At 60.9% G+C, this 18,161-nt stretch carries 18 protein-coding genes; 6 read left to right on the forward strand and 12 right to left on the reverse strand.

Annotated elements, in window-relative coordinates:
* From ACESMW_RS06125 to bioB, 3 genes are all read right to left on the reverse strand, one after another.
* Nucleotides 1–574, reverse strand: a 574-nt coding sequence (locus tag ACESMW_RS06125) for a methyltransferase domain-containing protein (RefSeq protein WP_372986176.1), incomplete at its 3' end; no start/stop codon positions are given.
* Nucleotides 565–1,743: an 8-amino-7-oxononanoate synthase gene (bioF, locus tag ACESMW_RS06130; protein ID WP_372986177.1), complete on the reverse strand. Its 1,179-nt coding sequence runs from the start codon at nucleotides 1,741–1,743 to the stop codon at nucleotides 565–567. The genes ACESMW_RS06125 and bioF, both read right to left, overlap by 10 nt.
* 184 nt (nucleotides 1,744–1,927) lie before the next feature.
* Nucleotides 1,928–2,986: a biotin synthase BioB gene (gene bioB / locus ACESMW_RS06135; RefSeq protein WP_372986178.1), complete on the reverse strand. Its 1,059-nt coding sequence runs from the start codon at nucleotides 2,984–2,986 to the stop codon at nucleotides 1,928–1,930.
* A gap of 50 nt (nucleotides 2,987–3,036) precedes the next feature.
* Between bioB and ACESMW_RS06140 the strand changes: the two genes are divergently transcribed.
* Complete coding sequence (locus ACESMW_RS06140) at nucleotides 3,037–3,771, forward strand: ComF family protein (protein WP_372986179.1); 735 nt, start codon at nucleotides 3,037–3,039, stop codon at nucleotides 3,769–3,771.
* A 17-nt stretch (nucleotides 3,772–3,788) separates the two neighbouring features.
* Here the strand turns inward: ACESMW_RS06140 and ACESMW_RS06145 are convergent, their stop codons facing one another.
* Complete coding sequence (locus ACESMW_RS06145) at nucleotides 3,789–4,904, reverse strand: NAD(P)/FAD-dependent oxidoreductase (protein ID WP_372986180.1); 1,116 nt, start codon at nucleotides 4,902–4,904, stop codon at nucleotides 3,789–3,791.
* Nucleotides 4,905–5,007: 103 nt separating this feature from the next.
* Between ACESMW_RS06145 and ACESMW_RS06150 the strand changes: the two genes are divergently transcribed.
* Genes ACESMW_RS06150 through cmoB form a run of 5 tightly spaced genes read left to right on the forward strand, consistent with a single transcriptional unit; the run spans nucleotide 5,008 to nucleotide 8,616 of the window.
* The gene (locus tag ACESMW_RS06150) at nucleotides 5,008–5,430 is read left to right on the forward strand and encodes a hypothetical protein (RefSeq protein WP_372986181.1); all 423 of its coding nucleotides are present in this window, start codon (nucleotides 5,008–5,010) and stop codon (nucleotides 5,428–5,430) included.
* 11 nt (nucleotides 5,431–5,441) lie between these two features.
* Nucleotides 5,442–6,458, forward strand: a complete 1,017-nt coding sequence (locus ACESMW_RS06155; protein WP_372986221.1) for a serine/threonine protein kinase — start codon at nucleotides 5,442–5,444, stop codon at nucleotides 6,456–6,458.
* Between the two features lie 32 nt (nucleotides 6,459–6,490).
* Nucleotides 6,491–6,850, forward strand: coding sequence for a kinase (locus ACESMW_RS06160; RefSeq protein WP_372986182.1), 360 nt, complete (start codon nucleotides 6,491–6,493; stop codon nucleotides 6,848–6,850).
* Complete coding sequence (gene cmoA, locus ACESMW_RS06165) at nucleotides 6,843–7,607, forward strand: carboxy-S-adenosyl-L-methionine synthase CmoA (protein ID WP_372986183.1); 765 nt, start codon at nucleotides 6,843–6,845, stop codon at nucleotides 7,605–7,607. Before ACESMW_RS06160 ends, cmoA begins: the two co-directional genes overlap by 8 nt.
* Before the next feature lie 16 nt (nucleotides 7,608–7,623).
* Nucleotides 7,624–8,616, forward strand: coding sequence for a tRNA 5-methoxyuridine(34)/uridine 5-oxyacetic acid(34) synthase CmoB (cmoB, locus tag ACESMW_RS06170; protein WP_372986184.1), 993 nt, complete (start codon nucleotides 7,624–7,626; stop codon nucleotides 8,614–8,616).
* 57 nt (nucleotides 8,617–8,673) lie between these two features.
* Here cmoB and ACESMW_RS06175 read toward each other — a convergent pair whose 3' ends face one another.
* The 8 genes from ACESMW_RS06175 to mutL all read right to left on the reverse strand — a co-directional run bounded on the left by ACESMW_RS06175 (nucleotide 8,674) and on the right by mutL (nucleotide 18,158).
* Entirely contained in the window at nucleotides 8,674–9,969 is a 1,296-nt protein-coding gene (locus ACESMW_RS06175) for an adenylosuccinate synthase (RefSeq protein ID WP_372986185.1), read from the reverse strand.
* A 14-nt stretch (nucleotides 9,970–9,983) separates the two neighbouring features.
* Nucleotides 9,984–11,165 (reverse strand): ATP phosphoribosyltransferase regulatory subunit, encoded by a 1,182-nt coding sequence (locus ACESMW_RS06180; protein WP_372986186.1) that lies wholly within the window; start codon nucleotides 11,163–11,165, stop codon nucleotides 9,984–9,986.
* Between the two features lie 177 nt (nucleotides 11,166–11,342).
* Nucleotides 11,343–12,221: a protease modulator HflC gene (gene hflC, locus ACESMW_RS06185; RefSeq protein ID WP_372986187.1), complete on the reverse strand. Its 879-nt coding sequence runs from the start codon at nucleotides 12,219–12,221 to the stop codon at nucleotides 11,343–11,345.
* Between the two features lie 3 nt (nucleotides 12,222–12,224).
* Entirely contained in the window at nucleotides 12,225–13,424 is a 1,200-nt protein-coding gene (hflK, locus tag ACESMW_RS06190) for an FtsH protease activity modulator HflK (protein WP_372986188.1), read from the reverse strand.
* A 78-nt stretch (nucleotides 13,425–13,502) separates the two neighbouring features.
* Nucleotides 13,503–14,801: a ribosome rescue GTPase HflX gene (gene hflX, locus ACESMW_RS06195; protein ID WP_372986189.1), complete on the reverse strand. Its 1,299-nt coding sequence runs from the start codon at nucleotides 14,799–14,801 to the stop codon at nucleotides 13,503–13,505.
* A gap of 118 nt (nucleotides 14,802–14,919) precedes the next feature.
* The gene (gene hfq, locus ACESMW_RS06200) at nucleotides 14,920–15,171 is read right to left on the reverse strand and encodes an RNA chaperone Hfq (protein ID WP_008170056.1); all 252 of its coding nucleotides are present in this window, start codon (nucleotides 15,169–15,171) and stop codon (nucleotides 14,920–14,922) included.
* 37 nt (nucleotides 15,172–15,208) lie between these two features.
* Complete coding sequence (miaA, locus tag ACESMW_RS06205) at nucleotides 15,209–16,237, reverse strand: tRNA (adenosine(37)-N6)-dimethylallyltransferase MiaA (protein ID WP_372986190.1); 1,029 nt, start codon at nucleotides 16,235–16,237, stop codon at nucleotides 15,209–15,211.
* 10 nt (nucleotides 16,238–16,247) lie between these two features.
* Nucleotides 16,248–18,158: a DNA mismatch repair endonuclease MutL gene (gene mutL / locus ACESMW_RS06210; RefSeq protein ID WP_372986191.1), complete on the reverse strand. Its 1,911-nt coding sequence runs from the start codon at nucleotides 18,156–18,158 to the stop codon at nucleotides 16,248–16,250.
* Nucleotides 18,159–18,161: the final 3 nt, after the last annotated feature.

The raw sequence follows: 18,161 nt of genomic DNA on the forward strand, positions 1-18,161 counted from the left end.
CGCTCCAGTCTTCAGGTTGTTCGAAACGGTTCACATGGGGCTGACCGGGATCTGCAACGGACCAGGCCTGTTTCAGCTCCCAGAGGGTGCCATCCAGCAAGGTGGAAATGGCCAACCGCCCTTCCGGCCGGAGAAGCCGGCGGCATTGGGCCAGGACGGTTTGAGGGTGTTGGCACCACTGGATCATCAGGTTGCTGAAAATCAGGTCAAAGGTGTCCGTTGAGAACGGTAAGGATTCGGCGTCGGCAGTGAGCCATTGGATGCTTTGCGGGCTTGAGGAGCTGGCCTTTTCGATCATTCCGGGTGAGAGGTCCACGCCAACAACGTGCGCTTCCGGGAAACGGTTCTGCAGCTCCCGGGTAAACCAACCGGTGCCGCAACCAAGATCAAGAATGGTACGGGGAGCTGCGTTTTGCTGAGTCAAGCGCGCCAGCATGGCGTCTCCCATCCGGCGCTGCAGGCGGGAAGCCTGTTCGTAGGTAGTCGAAGCCCTGCCGAATTCCCGGGCGATATCGCTCTTGGCGGCCGGAACGGGCTGGCCCAGTGACTCTGGCGGTGTCCGGATTACGCCCATGCGGTCTCCGGCGCTTCCATCATTGGCCGGCACTCCTTCAGCGCCGCCAGAAGGCGATCAACGTCCGCCATCCGGTGCGCGGCGCTCAGGGTAACCCGCAGCCTCGCCTCGCCGGCTGGTACCGTTGGCGGGCGGATGGCGGTTACCAGCAGCCCCCGGTCTTCCAGCGCCTTGCTCAGAGCCAGGGCGGCGTCGTTGGTGCCAACCATGATCGGCTGGATCGGGGTGTGGGATGCCATCAATTCGTAACCGAGCGCCCTCGCCCCGGTCCGGAATCGGTCAATCAGGGCCTCCAGGTGTGAACGCAGGTAATCGCCACGTTCGATGACATCGAGGCTGGTGCACGTCGCCTTGGCGACAGCCGGCGGCATCGCGGTGGTGTAGATATAGGTCCGGGCTTTCTGGACCAGATAATCCATCAGCAACTCCGAACCGGCCACGAAGGCACCGCTGGTGCCAACCGCCTTGCCCAGGGTCCCGATCAGAACCGGCACGTCCTCTTCGGTCAGTCCGGCATCCAGCACACTGCCGCGACCCTCCGGACCAAGAACACCGATGCCATGGGCATCATCAACCACCAGCAGAGCGTCGTGCGCCCGGCACACACGGGCCAACTCCCGCAGCGGCGCAACATCCCCGTCCATGCTGAACACACCGTCGGTCACCACCAGCTTGTGGCCACTCGTCTCCGCCAGCATGGCCTCCAGAGCGGCTACATCACCATGCCCATACCGCCGGATCCGGGCCCGGCTGAGGATGCAGCCGTCGATGATCGAGGCGTGGTTCAACCGGTCCGAGAAAATCGTATCGCCACGGCCTGCCAGCGCGGAAATAACGCCCATGTTGGCCATATAGCCGGTGGAGAAAAACAGGGCTGAACTGCGACGGGTGAACTTTGCCAGGCGCTCTTCCAACTGGTGGTGGGCGTCGTGGTGGCCACAGATCAGGTGGGAGGCGGCGCCGCCGAGGCCGGTTTCCGGGAGCGCGTTTTTCAGGGTTTCGATGTTGGCAGGATGGTTAGCCAGCCCCAGGTAATCGTTGCTGCAGAACGACAACAACGGTTTGCCATCGGCTGTCAGTTCCGGTTGTTGGGGACCGGATACCAGCCGGCGAGTACGGTACAACCCCGCCTGTTTCCGCTCTTCAATCTCTTTGGCAAAGTTACGCATCGCTGTCAGACCGTTAGCGAGTTGAAGTTAACTGCCAACTTCGGGTGAAGGTCGGGACCCTCTTTCCGGGACTGTTGAGGGCCATGGACGGCCCGAAACAAGCGCACATGGATGTGCTCGTAGCGTGTCCCGGAAAGAGGGTCCCGACCTTCACTAGCACCGAAGCCCAAGCTCAACGCCAGATTCAGGCAGACTCCCGAGTAGCGTCATAAAACATATGCCGGGTCGACTCATACTCCACCGCCTCGGCAATTGCCTCTTCCTCCTGCTCCTCGGTCGCACACTGCTCCCGCTGCTCAGGCCGAATCCCAAGCTTACGGAACAACTGCATATCCGCATCCGCCTCCGGATTCGAGGTGGTCAGCAGCTTCTCGCCGTAGAAGATCGAATTCGCCCCCGCCATGAAACAAAGCGCCTGCATCTGCTCATTCATCTGCTCCCGACCGGCAGACAGACGCACATGGGAAGCCGGCATCATGATCCGCGCCACCGCGATGATCCGGATAAACTCGAACGGATCCAGGTCCTCAACATCCTCCAGCGGCGTGCCCTTCACCTTCACCAGCATATTCACCGGCACACTCTCCGGATGCTGGGGCAGATTGGCCAGCTGGACCAGCAGACCGACCCGGTCATCCTCATCCTCGCCCATACCCATGATGCCGCCGCAGCAGACCTTCATGCCGGCCTTGCGCACGTTATCCAGCGTATCCAGGCGATCCTGATAGGTACGGGTGGTGATGATGTGGTTGTAGAACTTCTCGGAGGTATCGAGGTTATGGTTGTAGTAATCCAGACCGGCATCCGCCAGCTCCTGCGCCTGGTCTTCCTGAAGCATGCCCAGGGTCATGCAGGTTTCCAGGCCCAGGGACTTCACCTCGCGGATCATGTCCAGCACGTAGGGCATGTCCTTCTTCGTAGGACTACGCCACGCGGCGCCCATGCAGAAACGGGAAGCGCCCTTCTCCCGGGCAGCCTGCGCCTCGGCAACCACCTTCTCGATTTCCAGCAGCTTTTCTTTTTCCAGCCCGGTGTTGTAATGACCGCTCTGGGGGCAGTACTTGCAGTCCTCCGGGCAGGCGCCGGTCTTGATGGACAGCAGGGTACTGACCTGAACCTCATTGGGATCGAAATGCTGACGGTGCACACTCTGGGCACGGAACAGCAGGTCATTGAAAGGCAGTTCGAAAAGTGCGCGGGCTTCCTGGAGCGTCCAATCGTGACGCAGTTCATTCGCGGTCATGTTCAAGTCCTGTTAACCTTTCCCGGTCTCTGGGTTTACGGATGAAACAGATGATAAAGGGACTGAATCTGCTGTCAACCTTAAAGGAGTTAAAGGTTAACAGCGCCGCAAGAGCAGGACGCTGTGTTGCCTGCCTGTCTGCCAACGCTTTCCATGGCCTGTGCGCCCCCTGCCGGGCGGATCTGCCGGTTAACCGCTGGAGCTGTTTTACCTGCGGGCTACCCCTGCCCTGGGCGGCAGACAACCTGCGCTGCGGCGAGTGCAGCGAGGAACCACCACCGTTCGAGAGGGCCCGGATTCCCTGGCGCTACCAGTTTCCCGTGGATGGCATGATTGGCCGGTACAAGTACCACGGCCAACGGAAGTTCGCCCGCCCCCTGGTGGCAGACTTCGGCCAGTTCCTGGCGGACCAGCTGGCCGGGGAACCGGCCAGCATGCCCGACCTGCTGGTGCCGGCACCCATGCACCCGAAACGACGTCGAAAACGGGGCTTCAACCAGGCCACGGACATCGCCGAACAGGTGGGAGGGCAACTGGGCATTCCGGTTGATGCCGGCCTGGTCCGGCGGGTAAAACAGGTGCAGTCCCAACGCGAGCTGAACAGAACGCAGCGGCTGGCCAATCTGAGGGATGTTTTCGAGGTACAGGGTACGTCACCTGCGCGGGTCGCCATCGTGGATGACGTCGTAACCACCGGCGCCACGGCCCGGGCACTGACTCTGAAACTGAAAGCAGCCGGCGCGGGGGAAGTGGAAATCTGGGCTCTGGCCAGGACGCCCGGCTGAGCATTGACCGAAGCCGGTTACCGGGCCAGCTTGTCCCGGACCAGCTCCGCAATGGCAAGGCAGGAAGTCAGCCCGGGAGACTCGATTCCGAACAGGTTGACCAGTCCAGGAAAACCATGCTCCCCGGGCCCGTCGATACGGAAGTCGAAGAAGCCACCCTCCGGGCCCTTGAGCTTGGGTCGGATTCCGGCATAGGCAGGCTGCAGACGCGACGCATCCAGTCCGGGCCACCACTGTCGGATGCCTTCGACAAAACGGTGAACGCGCTGCGGGTCTACGGTGTAATCCTCGGTTTCGATCCACTCCACATCGGGACCGAACCGGGCCTGTCCCGCCAGGTCCAGGGTGAGATGAACCCCCAGCCCGCCCGCTTCCGGCACCGGGTAGATCAGGCTGTCGAACGGGTGCCGGCCGCTGTAGGAAAAATACACGCCCCGGGCGAACCACTGCTCCGGTCGCTGACTGTCCGGCAGTCCTTGCCAATTTGCCGCCAGGTCCGGCGCTCCCAGCCCGGCCGCATTGATGACCTCATCGGCAACCAGTGTGCAGGCCGAATCCCCACCCACGGTCAGACGATGGCGACCACGCTCAGACACAGCCGAAAGCACCGGGGACTTCAGCACCAGCTGCCCGCCATGATCTTCCAGCTCACCGAGCAGGGACAGCATCAGGCCGTGGGAATCAATAATGCCGGTTTCAGGGGACCAAAGTGCTGCCTCCGCCCGAACATCCGGTACCCGTGCTCGAACGTCCGCGCCGTCTAACAGTTCAAGAGGCACCCCGTTAAGTGACGCCGCGCTTTGTATTCCCTCCAGCTTAGCCTGCTGCTCAGCACGGGTTGCCACAATCCATTTGCCGCATTTCCGGTGCCCCACATTGCGGCTAAAGCAATAGTCATAGAGCTGCCGACGGCCAGCTACGCACAGACGGGCCTTGAGGGTGCCCTCGGGATAATAGATACCGGCATGGATCACTTCGCTGTTGCGGGAAGAAATACCCTCGCCGAACCGGCTGCCGGATTCCAGGACAATGACGTCCCGGCCAGCCATCGCCAGCTGCCGGGCCACGGCGAGACCAACCACGCCAGCCCCGATTACCACTGTCTGTGTTTCCAGGATATCCGTTTCCGTCAACGGCTCCCCTCCCCTGATTTCACCCTGAATGCCCGGTAAACATTACCTGAAACACCATAAACGTTATACTTGCAGCCAGGAAGATGTTAACGGAGCCCCATGGATGTCGGACCGCAAACAGTTTATTGCCGTTATGGTTGTCGCTGCACTGTTCGTGGGCTGGCTGGGATGGCGCAGTTTCGAGGTCATCAGCCTTAACGAGCTGCTGAAATCCGATGACATGGTCGCCAACTACCCCTATCAGCACCGGGTGCTGCGGGTAGAGGGCGACACCGCCATCATGGGTTCGCTCCGGTCACACTCCGTATCCACGGAAGAAGCCCTCAGGGCGATCTTTCCGAGCATGCGAAACCTCCCGGACAACCACCGGGACTGGCAACGGGCGGAACGGCAGCTGGCACAGGTGCAGGCCCGGGCCGGTGAAATCGTCCTTGCTGACTCCGGAATTGACCATGTCCGATGGGAACTGGACCAGAACTGGTATCATCTGCTGCGCATGAAATCGAAAACCGACAAAGGCCTTTGACCACACTACCTATGCCCAACGACCCGCAACCGGCCGTATCCAGCCACCCCTACGATGCCCTCACCCCGGACGTCATCCTTGATGGCCTGGAGGAAGCGGGCTTTCCGGTCAGCGGGCGCCTGTTTGCCCTGAACAGCTACGAGAACCGGGTTTACCAGATCGGCATCGAGGACCAGACTCCGGTGATTGGCAAGTTCTACCGTCCGGGCCGCTGGAGCGAAGCCGCCATCCGCGAAGAACATACTTTCACCCTGGAACTGCAGGAAGCAGGCATCCCGGTGGTGGCGCCGATGGTCATGGCAGGCGGGGACACCCTGGCCGAACATGGCGGTTTCCGGTTTGCGGTCTTTCCCCAGCGGGGTGGCCACGCGCCCGATACCAGTGTCACCGACACGCTGTTCCGGCTCGGCCAGTGGCTCGGGCAACTCCATAACATCGGGGCTCGCGAACCGTTTCAGCATCGGCCCACCTTTGCCCTGATGGAAGGTATCGAGACCAACAACCGGTTACTTATTGAGGGCGACTGGATCCCTCAAGACCTGCGGCCGGCCTGGGACAGCCTTATACCGCAACTTCTGGAGCTGTGCGCCGCCCGCATCGACGATGCCGGCCCGGTGGATACTCTGCGGCTGCATGGCGACTGCCACGCCGGCAACATCCTGTGCCGGGAGGAGCAGATGCTCTTTGTCGACCTGGACGATTGCCGCTCCGGGCCGGCCATCCAGGATATGTGGCTGCTGCTGAATGGCGAAGATCACGAGCGCGGCGCCCAACTCGGGGAACTACTGGAAGGCTACGAAATGTTCCGGGACTTCAATCGCCGTGAACGTCACCTGATCGAGCCCCTGCGCTGCTACCGGCAGATCGCCCATTGTGCCTGGCTGGCCAAACGCTGGGACGACCCCGCCTTCCCCCGCTTCTTTCCCTGGTTTGCACAGCCACGGTTCTGGTCCGACCAGATCCTGTCCCTGAGGGAACAGATGGCGGCCCTGCAAGCCCCGGCCATCAGCATCCCGGGCCAGTACTGACCGAATTTCATTCACTTCACAACGAGGTAGGCATGAGCCAGAGTGAAGCCCGTTACACCGTCCGTAGCCTGATCATCACCGCGGCGATTTCCGTCATCGGCACCGTCCTGGCACTGGAAACCGCAGGCCGGATTGACCACTCGGACAACAAAGACCACGTGCCTGTGGGCGAGTTCGAGGCCATCCACGTGACGCCGGACGAGCCGTTCCGGATGTCGCCGAAGGCGTCGGAACTGCATGCGGTCTGCGAGAACGGCTACCTGGCGATTGCCGCCGATGTGGATCCCGATTTCCGGGGCATCCTGGTGGACTACAAGAATCGTGGTGTCCGCTGTGCCCGGCCCTCACCTACCGGGCCAGCGGTACCGGAGCAGGGAGCTTCGGATGAGTAAGGAAAGACCCACCCCGACACCACCGGAACAGGCTACCGATCGCCTGTTCGCCACGGAGCGCAAACCGGAGGATTTCCGTTTCGATGCGTCCGTGGCACGGGTGTTTCCGGACATGATCCGCCGCTCGGTGCCCGGTTATACCACCATCATCCCGATGATCGAGGTGATCACCGAGCAGTACGCCCAGCCCGGGTTCAACTGCTATGACCTCGGCTGTTCCCTGGGCGCGTCTACCCTGGCGATGCGCCATGGTATTGGCGACAAGGACTGCCAGCTGTTCGGGGTAGATAACTCGGCGGCGATGATCGAGCGCTGCGAACATTACATTGCCCTCGACGACTCGACGCTACCGGTAACCCTGCGCTGCGAGGACATCCTGGACACCGAGCTGAGCGATGCCTCTGTTACCACCCTGAATTTCACCCTCCAGTTCGTGCCACCGGAACAGCGTGCAGAACTCCTTGCCCGTATCGCATCTGCGACCCGTCCCGGCGGCGTATTGATCCTGTCCGAGAAGATCCGGTTCGAGTCGGAGCAGGAACAAGAGATCCAGACCCGCCTGCATCATGAATTCAAACGGGCCAACGGCTACTCGGACCTGGAAATCAGCCAGAAGCGCTCAGCCATCGAGCAGGTGCTGATTCCGGAGACCCTGGCCGCTCACCGCGAGCGCCTGCTGGACGCCGGTTTCGACCAGGTGCTGCTGTGGTACCAGTGTTTCAACTTTGTCTCCATGCTGGCCATCAAGGCCAAATAATCATTGCAATGCACTCATGACAACTTTCGACTGGCAACGTTATTTTAACCCGGTTCTGTCCGAGCTCGATGCCCAGGGCCTGCAGGATTGGGCGGAGGGTCTTCGCACCCAGTTCACCCACAAGTTCGAAGAAGCGCCCCACGGTGACCTGAGCCGGTGGCTGCGGGCTGTGGACACCCTGCCCCGGTTGCCGGATGTCCGCGGGCAGTTGAATGCCCCGGCTGTCACCCTGGAAAGCGATCGCGCACTGACAGAGGCGGAGCAGCAGAACCTGGAAGCGGGCTTGCGCGGGCTAATGCCCTGGCGAAAGGGCCCGTTCCGGTTTTTCGATACGTTTATCGACACGGAATGGCGATCGGACTGGAAATGGGACCGGGTCGCGCCCCATCTATCGGACCTCAAGGGCCGGCAGATCCTGGACGTGGGCTGTGGCTCCGGCTATCACTGCTGGCGCATGTATGGCGCAGGCGCACAGCGGGTCATCGGTATCGACCCCGGCCTGCTGTTCCTGTTCCAGTTCCTCGCGGTGAAGAACTATCTCGGGGAGGTTCCGGTCGATCTGTTGCCGGTGAGAATGGAAGACCTGCCAACCAACCTGGAGATCTTCGACACCACCTTTTCCATGGGCGTGCTCTACCATCGGCGCTCGCCCCTGGATCATCTCCTGGAACTCAAGAGCACCCTGCGCCGGGGCGGCGAACTGGTGCTGGAAACCCTGGTGGTGGACGGTCCGGAGGGCTACAGCCTGATGCCCGAGGACCGCTATGGCCAAATGCGCAACGTCTGGTTCCTGCCCAGCTGTGACACCCTGTTACGCTGGCTGCAGCGCACCGGCTTCCGGGACGCAAAAGTGGTGGACGTCACCGAAACCACAACCGGGGAGCAACGTTCCACGGACTGGATGCGGTTCAATTCGCTGCAGGATTTTCTCGATCCAAAGGATCCTTCGAAAACCGTGGAGGGCTATCCGGGCCCGAAACGAGCGACAGTCATTGCCACGAAACCCTGAAACAAGAAAGCCCCGCGATTTGCGGGGCTTTCTTGTTTATGGCGGAGCTTTTGTCGCTTACTCGCCGAAGGGATGGCGCAAGGTGATCGTCTCGATGCGGTCGGGACCGGTGGAGATGATGTCGATGGGCGCCTCAATCTGCTCCTCCAGGAAGCGGATGTACGCCTTGGCGTTCTCCGGCAACTGATCGATGCTGGTCAGACCCACGGTGCTCTCGCTCCAGCCCGGCAGATCCGCATACACCGGCTCGATGTCCTTGTAGCTGTCGCAGCCAATGGGCGGTCGGAAGATCTCACCGTTCGGGGTCTTGTAGCCCACGCATACCTTGACGGTTTCCAGTCCGTCCAGCACGTCCAGCTTGGTCAGGCAGATGCCGGAGACACTGTTGATCTGGATAGCGTGACGCAGGGCCACGGCGTCAAACCAGCCACAGCGGCGGGAGCGACCAGTGGTGGTACCCACCTCGTTGCCTTTCACCGCCAGATGCTGGCCCATGTCGTCAAACAGCTCGGTCGGGAACGGACCGGAACCGACACGGGTGGTGTAGGCCTTGGTAATCCCCAGCACGTAATCCAGGAACAGCGGGCCAAAACCGGAACCGGTGGCGGTACCGCCAGCGGTGGTGTTGGAGGAGGTCACGTACGGATAGGTGCCAAGGTCGATATCGAGCAGGGAACCCTGGGCGCCTTCGAACAGGATGTTCTCGCCACGCTTACGATAGTCGTGCAGCAGGTCGGTCACATCTGCAGCCATGGGCAGGATTTCCTCACCCATCTGCTTGAGCTCGGCCAGGGCCGCGTCGATGTCCTCAGCCTCTTCCTTGAAATACTCCGTGAGTACGAAGTTGTGGTAGCTCATGATCTCCCGCAGCTTCTCCTCGAAGTCTGCCGGGTTGCACAGGTCGCCCAGGCGCACACCGCGGCGGGATACCTTGTCCTCGTAGGCGGGACCGATACCGCGACCGGTAGTGCCGATCTTGTCGTTGCCGCGGGCACGCTCGCGGGCCTGGTCGATGCGGACATGGGTGCGCAGGATGATCGGACAGGCCAGGCTGATTTTCAGGCGCTCACGCACCGCTACGCCATTTGCTTCCAGTTCCCGGACTTCCTTGAGCAGGGCTTCCGGGGACAGGACCACGCCATTGCCGATCAGGCACTGGACATCCTGGCGCAGGATACCGGAGGGAATCAGGTGCAGGGCGGTTTTCTTGCCCTCGATCACCAGCGTGTGGCCGGCGTTATGGCCACCCTGGAAACGAACCACGGCGGCGACCTTGTCGGTCAGCAGGTCAACAATCTTACCCTTGCCTTCGTCACCCCACTGGGTGCCCAGCACAACTACGTTCTTACCCATGATTCTCTCTCAATTCAGTCCAGCGATTCGACGACCCACTCGCCGTCCTTCTTCACCAATTGCCGGTCACACCCGCGGGTGGCAGGGCTAACACCCTCATCCTCCGGCAATGCCCGGATAACCGTTTCCGTTTTTCTCAGGTCCGAAACCGCCCCTTCCAGGGCCGGATCCTGATCTGCCGGCGCCCAAACCGCGCCGCTCTTGTGTAATGCCCGCTCGCCCAGGGACACCAGGGCCCGGATGTCGAGACTGAAGCCGGTGGCGGGACGTGGACGGCCAAAATCGCTGCCAATGGCATCGTAACGGCCGCCCTTGGCGACGGAATCCCCGTGGCCGGGCACATAGGCCGCAAACACCAGGCCGGTGTGGTAGTTGTAGCCCCGGAGCTCACAAAAATCGAAACCGAAGCTCACTTCCGGGAAGTCCCGGGTCAGCATGTTCGCCACACGGTCCAGCTTGTCGAGGGCGGCATCCAGTGCCTCGGAGGCACCGCTGAGGATCTTCCGCGCTTCGATCAGCGCCTCCGGGCCACCGCTTACGCGCGCCAGCTTCCGGAGCCGGCTGCCGGCGGACCCTTCCGGGCAGTCACCCAGGAGCTCATCAAGTTCCGGTACCGATTTCCGGGCCATGGCATCAAAGATGGTTTCTTCGGTATCCCGATCGAAATCCGCCTCACCGATCAGGCTCTCGTAAATCGCCACATGTGCCAGATCCAGGTGAATACGCGGCAGCCCGGCAACCCGGAGAGTTTCCAGCATCAGGCTAATCACTTCCATATCCGCAGACTCGGAGGCACTGCCAAACAGCTCGCAACCGGCCTGGATTGGCGTGCGGCCGGTCAGCATGTGGCGCGGTCGGGTATGCAACACGTGGCCGGCATAACACAGACGGGTAATACCTTCCTGACCCAGGGTATGGGCGTCGATACGGGCGGCCTGGGGGGTCATGTCCGCACGCACACCCATCATCCGACCGGTAAGCTGATCGGTCAGCTTGAAGGTCTGCAGTTCCAGGTCATGCCCGGTACCGGTAAACAGGGATTCCAGATATTCGATGAGAGGCGGGATAACCAGCTGGTAGCCCCAGCGTTGGCAGGTATCCATTACATCCCGTCGCAGGGATTCGATCCGTCCGGCCAGCGGCGGCAGAATGTCCTCTACCCCGTCCGGCAGTAACCAGCGATCAGATACTGTCATGAGATTCCGTTGTCTGTTATTCCCGCAACAGTCAGATGACCGCGGGGAGCACTCAGGATTTGCGGCGAAGTCGTGGGTCAGAAAAACCCGATACAAAACCGGCCGAATTTTACACGGTTGTCGGGCACAAAAAAACCGGAATACGAAGGTATTCCGGTTTACTGCTTCAAATCCGGATCAGTTGGTGGCGCCCATAGGATCCTTCAGGAACCGTAGGAAGTCGCTGTCCGAATCGATGACCATGATGTCATCCTTGCTGGAGAACGCATTCTGATACGCCGTGATGCTGCGATAGAAGCTGTAGAACTCCTCGTTCTCGCTGTAGGCATCGGCATAGATGCGCGCTGCCTGGCCATCACCCTCACCGCGCAACTGCTCGGACTTGGAAAAGGCCTCCGCCAGGATCACGGTTTGCTGGCGATCTGCATCGGCACGGATACCTTCCGCTGCCTCACGACCGCGGGAACGGAATTCCTGGGCCAGTTTTTCACGCTCGGTTGCCATCCGGCGATAGACGTTCTCACTGACCTGTTGCGGCAGTTCAATCGCCTTGACCCGGATATCCAGCACCCGGATACCGAACTCGGTGACGGAGGTTTCATTCACCTGGTCCCGGAGGGAGTGCATCAGCTCGTCCCGCTGACCGGAAACCACCTCGTGCATGGTACGCACACCGAACTCGTTCCGCAGGCCGTTGTCGACCCGGGAGGACAGCAGCGACTGGGCCCGGAACTCGTCACCACCGGTTGACCGGTAGAAGGTATCGACATCGGCAATCTGCCAGGCCACATAGGAATCCACATCCAGTGGCTTCTTCTCGACGGTCAGGTACTGGCGCGCCGGCAGGTCCATGGTCAGTACCCTTACGTCAAACTCCCGCACCTGATCAATCACCGGCACCTTGAAGTGGATGCCCGCCGGGATGTTGGTTTCAATCAGCTCACCAAAGCGCAACAGTACGCCCCGGTGGGTTTCCGGAATGATGTAGACACTGGCCGAGACCACCAGAACAACGATCAAGGCACCGGCAAGGCCGATAATACTCTTCGGACCCATTGATTATCTCCCCGTTCTGGAATTGGTAGCCTGACGATTGCGCAGTTCACGCAATACTTCGTCAGTCAGTGACTGGATATCCACCTGGCCGTCCATGGAACCGGTATTACCGGAACTGTCACGACCACCGGTCACCGTATTGCGCTTGATCATCTGATCCAGCGGCAGGTACATCATGTTGTTGGAGGACTTGGTGTCCACGAACACCTTGGAGGTGTTGGACATCACGTTCTCCAGCGCCTGGATGTACATACGCTCACGAGTCACCCGGGGCGCATCGGCATAGACTGCCAGCAGGTCAAGATAACGGGCGGTTTCACCACGCGCCATCTCGACGACACGTGACTTGTAGGCATTTGCCTCCTCGATCATACGCTGAGCCTTACCGCGGGCCTCGGGAACAATCTTGTTCCGATAGGTCTCTGCTTCCTCGATCGAGCGCTGCTCATCTTCCCGGGCACGCTGAACTTCCCGGAAGGCATCCTGAACCGGCGCAGGCGGCTGGGTGCTCTCGACGTTGACACGGACGACCCGCAGACCGGCGCCGTAGTCCTGGAGGAAGGCCTGTAGCCGCTGTTCGACGTTGATCGCCAGCTCGGCACGACCTTCGGTGAGCACTTCATCCAGGGTCGCACTGCCCACTTCATGACGCAGGGCGCTGTCAGTAGCGAAAGCCAGCGCCTGGTTGGAGTCACGCACGTTCAGCACGTAATCCCGGGCATTGCTGACCTGGTACTGGACCTGCAAGTCAACGGTCACCAGGTTTTCGTCCTGGGTCAGCATCTGGCCCGCAGACTCGGCGCTACGTACGTTGGTTACCCGAACCTTTCGCACATCATCAATCAGGGGCACCTTGAAACGCAGACCCGGATTTTCGGTACGGGAATATTCACCGAAGCGGAGAACAACTGCCCGCTCCTGCTCATCGACTGTGTAGAAGGACTGGAAGACGACGTAACCGACGACCAGTATGCCTGCCAGAGCCAAAATCGCACCGAAACCACCGGCGCTGCCCCCGGAGCCGCTGTCGCCGCCTCCGGACTTGCCGCCTTTGCCGCCCAACATCTTGTTGAGCTTGTCCAGGCCCTTTTTCAGAGCCTCGTCGAGGTCTGGCGGCCCCTGATCATTGCCGCCGCGACGACCACCACCGGTTCCCCAGGGATCGTTGTCGTTACGGTTTCCACCCGGTTCGTTCCAGGCCATAGTGCTCTCCGTTCCTATACTTGTCGAATGGCTGCAAATACTAGGGATTTATACGCGCCCCGGCAACAGTTTACGCTTTCAGGCGTGGCTGTTTTCAAGGCGAATCTCATATTCTTTCACGCCTGCCCTGCTCAGCAACTGGAGCCAGTCACGGTTCTGCAGCCGGACTTCCACCACGCTGTCACCGGTCTCCCGGTGCTCTTCACTGAGCACGGAGCCGGCTTCGTGCAGCAAGGCCCGAAGCTTTCCGTCAGCGGGACCGAGCAGTACGAAATGGTGCACCACGTCCTCGGCCAGACGCTCAACAATCGCGTCAAACAAGATGTCGAGCCCCTCTCCGCTTACCGCGGACACCCAGACACGCACCGGAACACCCTCTTCATTACGATCGATACGGGGTGTGAATCCGTCCAGCAGGTCGATCTTGTTGAACACCTGTAATACGGGAATCTCGTCCGCTCCGATCTCAGCCAGAACGTTTTCAACCTGCTCGATGTTGTCGTCCCGACGACCATCGTGACAGTCGATGACGTGTAATAGAAGGCTGGCCTCGGTGGTCTCTTCCAGGGTTGCCCGGAAGGCTTCCACCAGTTTGTGCGGCAGGTGCCGGATGAATCCGACCGTGTCCGCCAATACGACCGGACCAATGTCCGGAAGTTCCAGTCGACGTAAGGTGGGATCCAGGGTTGCGAACAGCTGGTTGGCGGCGTAGACCGTGGAAGTGGTCAGCCGGTTGAACAGCGTGGACTTGCCGGCGTTGGTGTAACCCACCAGCGAGACGGTGGGAATATCGGCCCTGTGCCTCGCACGGCGCCCCTGGTTCCGCTGCCTGCGGACTTTTTCCAGGCGCTTGTGGATGGACTTGATTCGCTCACGCAGCAGGCGGCGGTCGGTTTCCAGCTGGGTTTCACCGGGCCCCCGCAGGCCGATACCGCCCTTCTGCCGCTCCAGGTGGGTCCAGCCACGAACCAGCCGGGTGGACATGTGCTCGAGCTGGGCCAGCTCTACCTGCAGCTTGCCCTCGTGGGTCCGGGCCCGCTGGGCAAAGATATCGAGAATGACTCCGGTGCGATCCAGCACCCGGCACTTGAGTTCACGCTCGATATTACGCTCCTGACTGGGACTCAGGGCATGATTGAACAGCACCACATCCGCCTCGGAGGCAGTAATGGCATCACGGATCTCTTCCAGCTTGCCTTCACCCACAAACAGACGCGGACTCGGCTGCTTGCGCGAGCCGGTGACTACAGCCACCGGCTCTACACCGGCAGAGGTTACCAGCTCCCGGAATTCTTCCAGGTCTTCGGAATCCTCATAGGCGGTAAAATCAATGTGGACCAGAACCGCCCGCTCGCCGACATCAGGACGCTCAAACAACTTGCACAGACTCCCGGGTCATCAGAATCGACCCCTCAGAAAAACAAACACCCGCGCACCTGAAGCCGCGGGACGGCTCTTCGGAAACGCGGGTGGCAATACCGGGAAAGCGGCTGTATCAGTCTTCAGACTCGCCCTCTCCTCCCGGAGCCTGCTGCGGAATGCGAACATTGCGGGCAGGGACCACAGTGGAAATTGCGTGCTTGTAGACCATCTGGCTGACAGTGTTTTTCAGCAAAATCACGAACTGGTCGAAAGACTCAATCTGGCCCTGAAGCTTGATACCGTTGACCAGAAAGATGGAAACCGGGATGCGCTCCTTGCGCAATGCATTGAGGTAAGGGTCTTGTAAGGAGTGCCCTTTTGACATGTGTGTTCTCCTGTTTTTTAGTAGATGCAGATCGTCGTTATTCAGATTTTAATGTGGTGCGAAGTCCGAGCTTTTTCAAGGCTTTTTGGACAACCAGTTTATCGTCACTGTCAAGCCAGTGGACATCGGACCATTTTCTCAACCAGGTGAGCTGCCGTTTCGCCAGCTGGCGGGTGGCAGCAACACCCTTGCTCACAAACTCATCGTGCTCACTGTCACCGGCGAGGTATTCCCATGCCTGCCGATAACCGACACAACGCATGGAAGGAAGTTCCGGATCAAGGTCGCCCCGGGCCATGAGCGCCCGGACTTCATCAAGAAAACCGGCCTCCAGCATTCGGTGGAAACGCAGTTCTATCCGCTCATGAAGCACTTTGCGCTCACCGGGTGCGATTGCAAGTTGCGTTATAGTATACGGCAGAGCGCTCCCTTCGTCTGCCTGCCACCGGGTGAAATAGGTGTAATCCTCGACTTCCGAACCACCCGACGCTCTTTTTTGCGCCTGCCAGAACGCCGAGATCGGTTTGCCGGTCAGCCGGATCACCTCCAGCGCCCGCAACAGTCGTTGCCGGTTATTGGGGTGGATGAGGCGCGCCGCTACCGGATCTTTTTCGTTCAGCTCGTCATGAAGAGCCTGCCAACCTTTCTCCGCCGCCTCCCGTTCCAGACGGGCCCGCAGCTGAGGATCCGCAGATGGCAGCCCGGACATGCCGTGCAGGAGGGCTTTGAAATACATCATGGTGCCGCCCACCAGCAGTGGAATGCGCCCGGCTTCGGTAATTTTCTTCATTTCAGCCAGGGCATCGCGGCGGAAGTCGGCGGCGGAATAGCTCTCCGAAGGATCACAGATATCGATGAGCCGGTGCGGTGCCCGGGCCAGCTCTTCGGCGGAGGGCTTGGCGGTACCGATATCCATACCCCGGTAGATCAGGGCGGAATCGACACTGATGATGTCGCAGGGCAGGTGCTCGCAAAGGGCGATAGCCAGGTCGGTCTTGCCCGAGGCCGTTGGTCCCATCAGGAAAATGGCAGGCGGGTGCTTGCCCGGTGCATCACTGGTCGTCATCAGGACTCCCTCAACGCCCGCGCAGGAACAGCTTGTCCAGCTCGCTCAGGGTCACCAGGGTCCAGGTGGGACGACCATGATTGCACTGGCCGCTCCGCTCGGTTGCCTCCATATCCCGAAGCAGGGAATTCATCTCCGGGATGGTCAGCTGACGGTTTGCCCTGACCGAGCCGTGGCAGGCCATGGTGCCCAGCAGTTCATGGGTGACGGCCTCGACCCGATCACTCTGGCCATGCTCGATCAGATCAGCCAGCACATCCCGCACCAACTGCTCGGCATCGGCACCACGCAGAAGTGCCGGCACCTGCCGGACCGCCAGGGTTTCCGGCCCGATTCGCTCTATCTGCAGGCCCAGTTGCTGCAACCCTTCGCCGTGGGTTTCCGTGAGTGCAGCTTCTTTCTGGCTGACCGCCATGGATACCGGCACGAGCAGTGGTTGGCTTTTCAGGTCCTGCTCAGCCAGTGCCCGCTTCATCCGCTCGTAGGTGATGCGTTCGTGGGCCGCGTGCATGTCCACCACAATCAGGCCGGCACGACTCTGGGCCAGGATATAGATTCCGTGCAGCTGGGCGATGGCATAGCCCAGGGGTGGCTCCTCCTCACTGTCGGCGGGCGGCGTCGCCTGCACCTGAGCCAGTCCGGCCGAACCGGGAGAGGACTCGGCGGTCACCCCGCCACCGGCGTTGAGGGACTGGTAGAAGGCCATCTGGTCACTGGCCCGCCATTCCTGCTGCGGCTCCGGCGGCCGGTTCCCACCGAAACCGGAAGGCGGAGCGGCACCATGACCGGCATTCTCCCGGGGCGGGTAAGACCAGCCCTGCTGCGGGTTCATGGTGCCGGAATTTTCCAGACCCGCCGGCTGGGCTGAAGCCTCCCGGCCAAAGGACTGGGCCACTGCGCCGCGCAAGTGGTCATCGGGCCGGACATCCGCCAGCGCCCGGTGCAGGGTCCGGAAGATAAAATCGTGGACCAGACGGCCGTCCCGGAACCTCACTTCGTGCTTGGTGGGGTGCACGTTCACATCGACGGTGGCGGGATCCACTTCCAGGTAAAGCACAAAGGCAGGGTGACGGTTGTTGTACAGCACGTCGCGATAGGCCTGGCGCACCGCATGGGCCACCAGCTTGTCCCGGATCACCCGGCCGTTGACGAAGAAGTACTGCAGGTCCGCCTGGCTGCGGGAAAACGTGGGCAGCGCTACCCATCCCCAGAGCCTCAGCCCGGTAGCCTCGGCATCAATGACCACGGCATTGTCGATAAACTGCTGGCCACACAAGGCCCCGATACGGCGTTCCCGGTCCAGCGCAGATTCGGCCGGTCGCAGGCTCTGCACCACGCGCTGGTTATGCCGCAGGGTGAAACCGGTATCAAACCGGCTCAGGGCCTGGCGACGGATACACTCATCGACATGATTGAACTCGGTTTTCTCGGTACGAAGAAATTTTCGCCGGGCCGGCGTGTTGAAGAACAGATCCCGGACTTCCACGGTGGTCCCGACCGGATGCGCCGCGGGAGAAATCCGGGCATCCATTTCACGGCCCTCGACTTCCACCCGGGAGGCGGCTTCCTGATTTTCGGTTCGGGACGTCAGGGTCAGTCGGGACACGGAACTGATACTGGCCAGCGCCTCGCCCCGGAACCCGAGGGAAGCAACGGCTTCGAGATCATCGAGACTGGTGATCTTGCTGGTCGCGTGGCGACTGAGGGCCAGAGGCAGGTCATCTTCCTCGATGCCACTGCCGTCATCACGGACACGGATAAGCTTGACACCGCCCTGCTCTATCTCAATATCGACCCGGCTGGCACCGGCATCCAGGGCATTTTCGACCAGCTCCTTGACCACCGATGCGGGACGCTCCACCACCTCCCCCGCGGCTATCTGGTTCGCCAGCCGGGGAGAGAGCAAATGAATGTGGGGCATGTT

Source organism: Marinobacter sp., assembly GCF_041690455.1.
GTDB lineage: Bacteria > Pseudomonadota > Gammaproteobacteria > Pseudomonadales > Oleiphilaceae > Marinobacter.

Bases quoted from the DNA above. Each gene is read 5' to 3' on its own strand.
- bioF (WP_372986177.1), bottom strand. From the start codon at position 1,743: ATGCGTAACTTTGCCAAAGAGATTGAAGAGCGGAAACAGGCGGGGTTG.
- bioB (WP_372986178.1), bottom strand. From the start codon at position 2,986: ATGACCGCGAATGAACTGCGTCACGATTGGACGCTCCAGGAAGCCCGC.
- ACESMW_RS06140 (WP_372986179.1), top strand. From the start codon at position 3,037: ATGATAAAGGGACTGAATCTGCTGTCAACCTTAAAGGAGTTAAAGGTT.
- ACESMW_RS06150 (WP_372986181.1), top strand. From the start codon at position 5,008: ATGTCGGACCGCAAACAGTTTATTGCCGTTATGGTTGTCGCTGCACTG.
- ACESMW_RS06155 (WP_372986221.1), top strand. From the start codon at position 5,442: ATGCCCAACGACCCGCAACCGGCCGTATCCAGCCACCCCTACGATGCC.
- ACESMW_RS06160 (WP_372986182.1), top strand. From the start codon at position 6,491: ATGAGCCAGAGTGAAGCCCGTTACACCGTCCGTAGCCTGATCATCACC.
- cmoA (WP_372986183.1), top strand. From the start codon at position 6,843: ATGAGTAAGGAAAGACCCACCCCGACACCACCGGAACAGGCTACCGAT.
- cmoB (WP_372986184.1), top strand. From the start codon at position 7,624: ATGACAACTTTCGACTGGCAACGTTATTTTAACCCGGTTCTGTCCGAG.
- ACESMW_RS06175 (WP_372986185.1), bottom strand. From the start codon at position 9,969: ATGGGTAAGAACGTAGTTGTGCTGGGCACCCAGTGGGGTGACGAAGGC.
- ACESMW_RS06180 (WP_372986186.1), bottom strand. From the start codon at position 11,165: ATGACAGTATCTGATCGCTGGTTACTGCCGGACGGGGTAGAGGACATT.
- hflC (WP_372986187.1), bottom strand. From the start codon at position 12,221: ATGGGTCCGAAGAGTATTATCGGCCTTGCCGGTGCCTTGATCGTTGTT.
- hflK (WP_372986188.1), bottom strand. From the start codon at position 13,424: ATGGCCTGGAACGAACCGGGTGGAAACCGTAACGACAACGATCCCTGG.
- hfq (WP_008170056.1), bottom strand. From the start codon at position 15,171: ATGTCAAAAGGGCACTCCTTACAAGACCCTTACCTCAATGCATTGCGC.
- miaA (WP_372986190.1), bottom strand. From the start codon at position 16,237: ATGACGACCAGTGATGCACCGGGCAAGCACCCGCCTGCCATTTTCCTG.
- mutL (WP_372986191.1), bottom strand. From the start codon at position 18,158: ATGCCCCACATTCATTTGCTCTCTCCCCGGCTGGCGAACCAGATAGCC.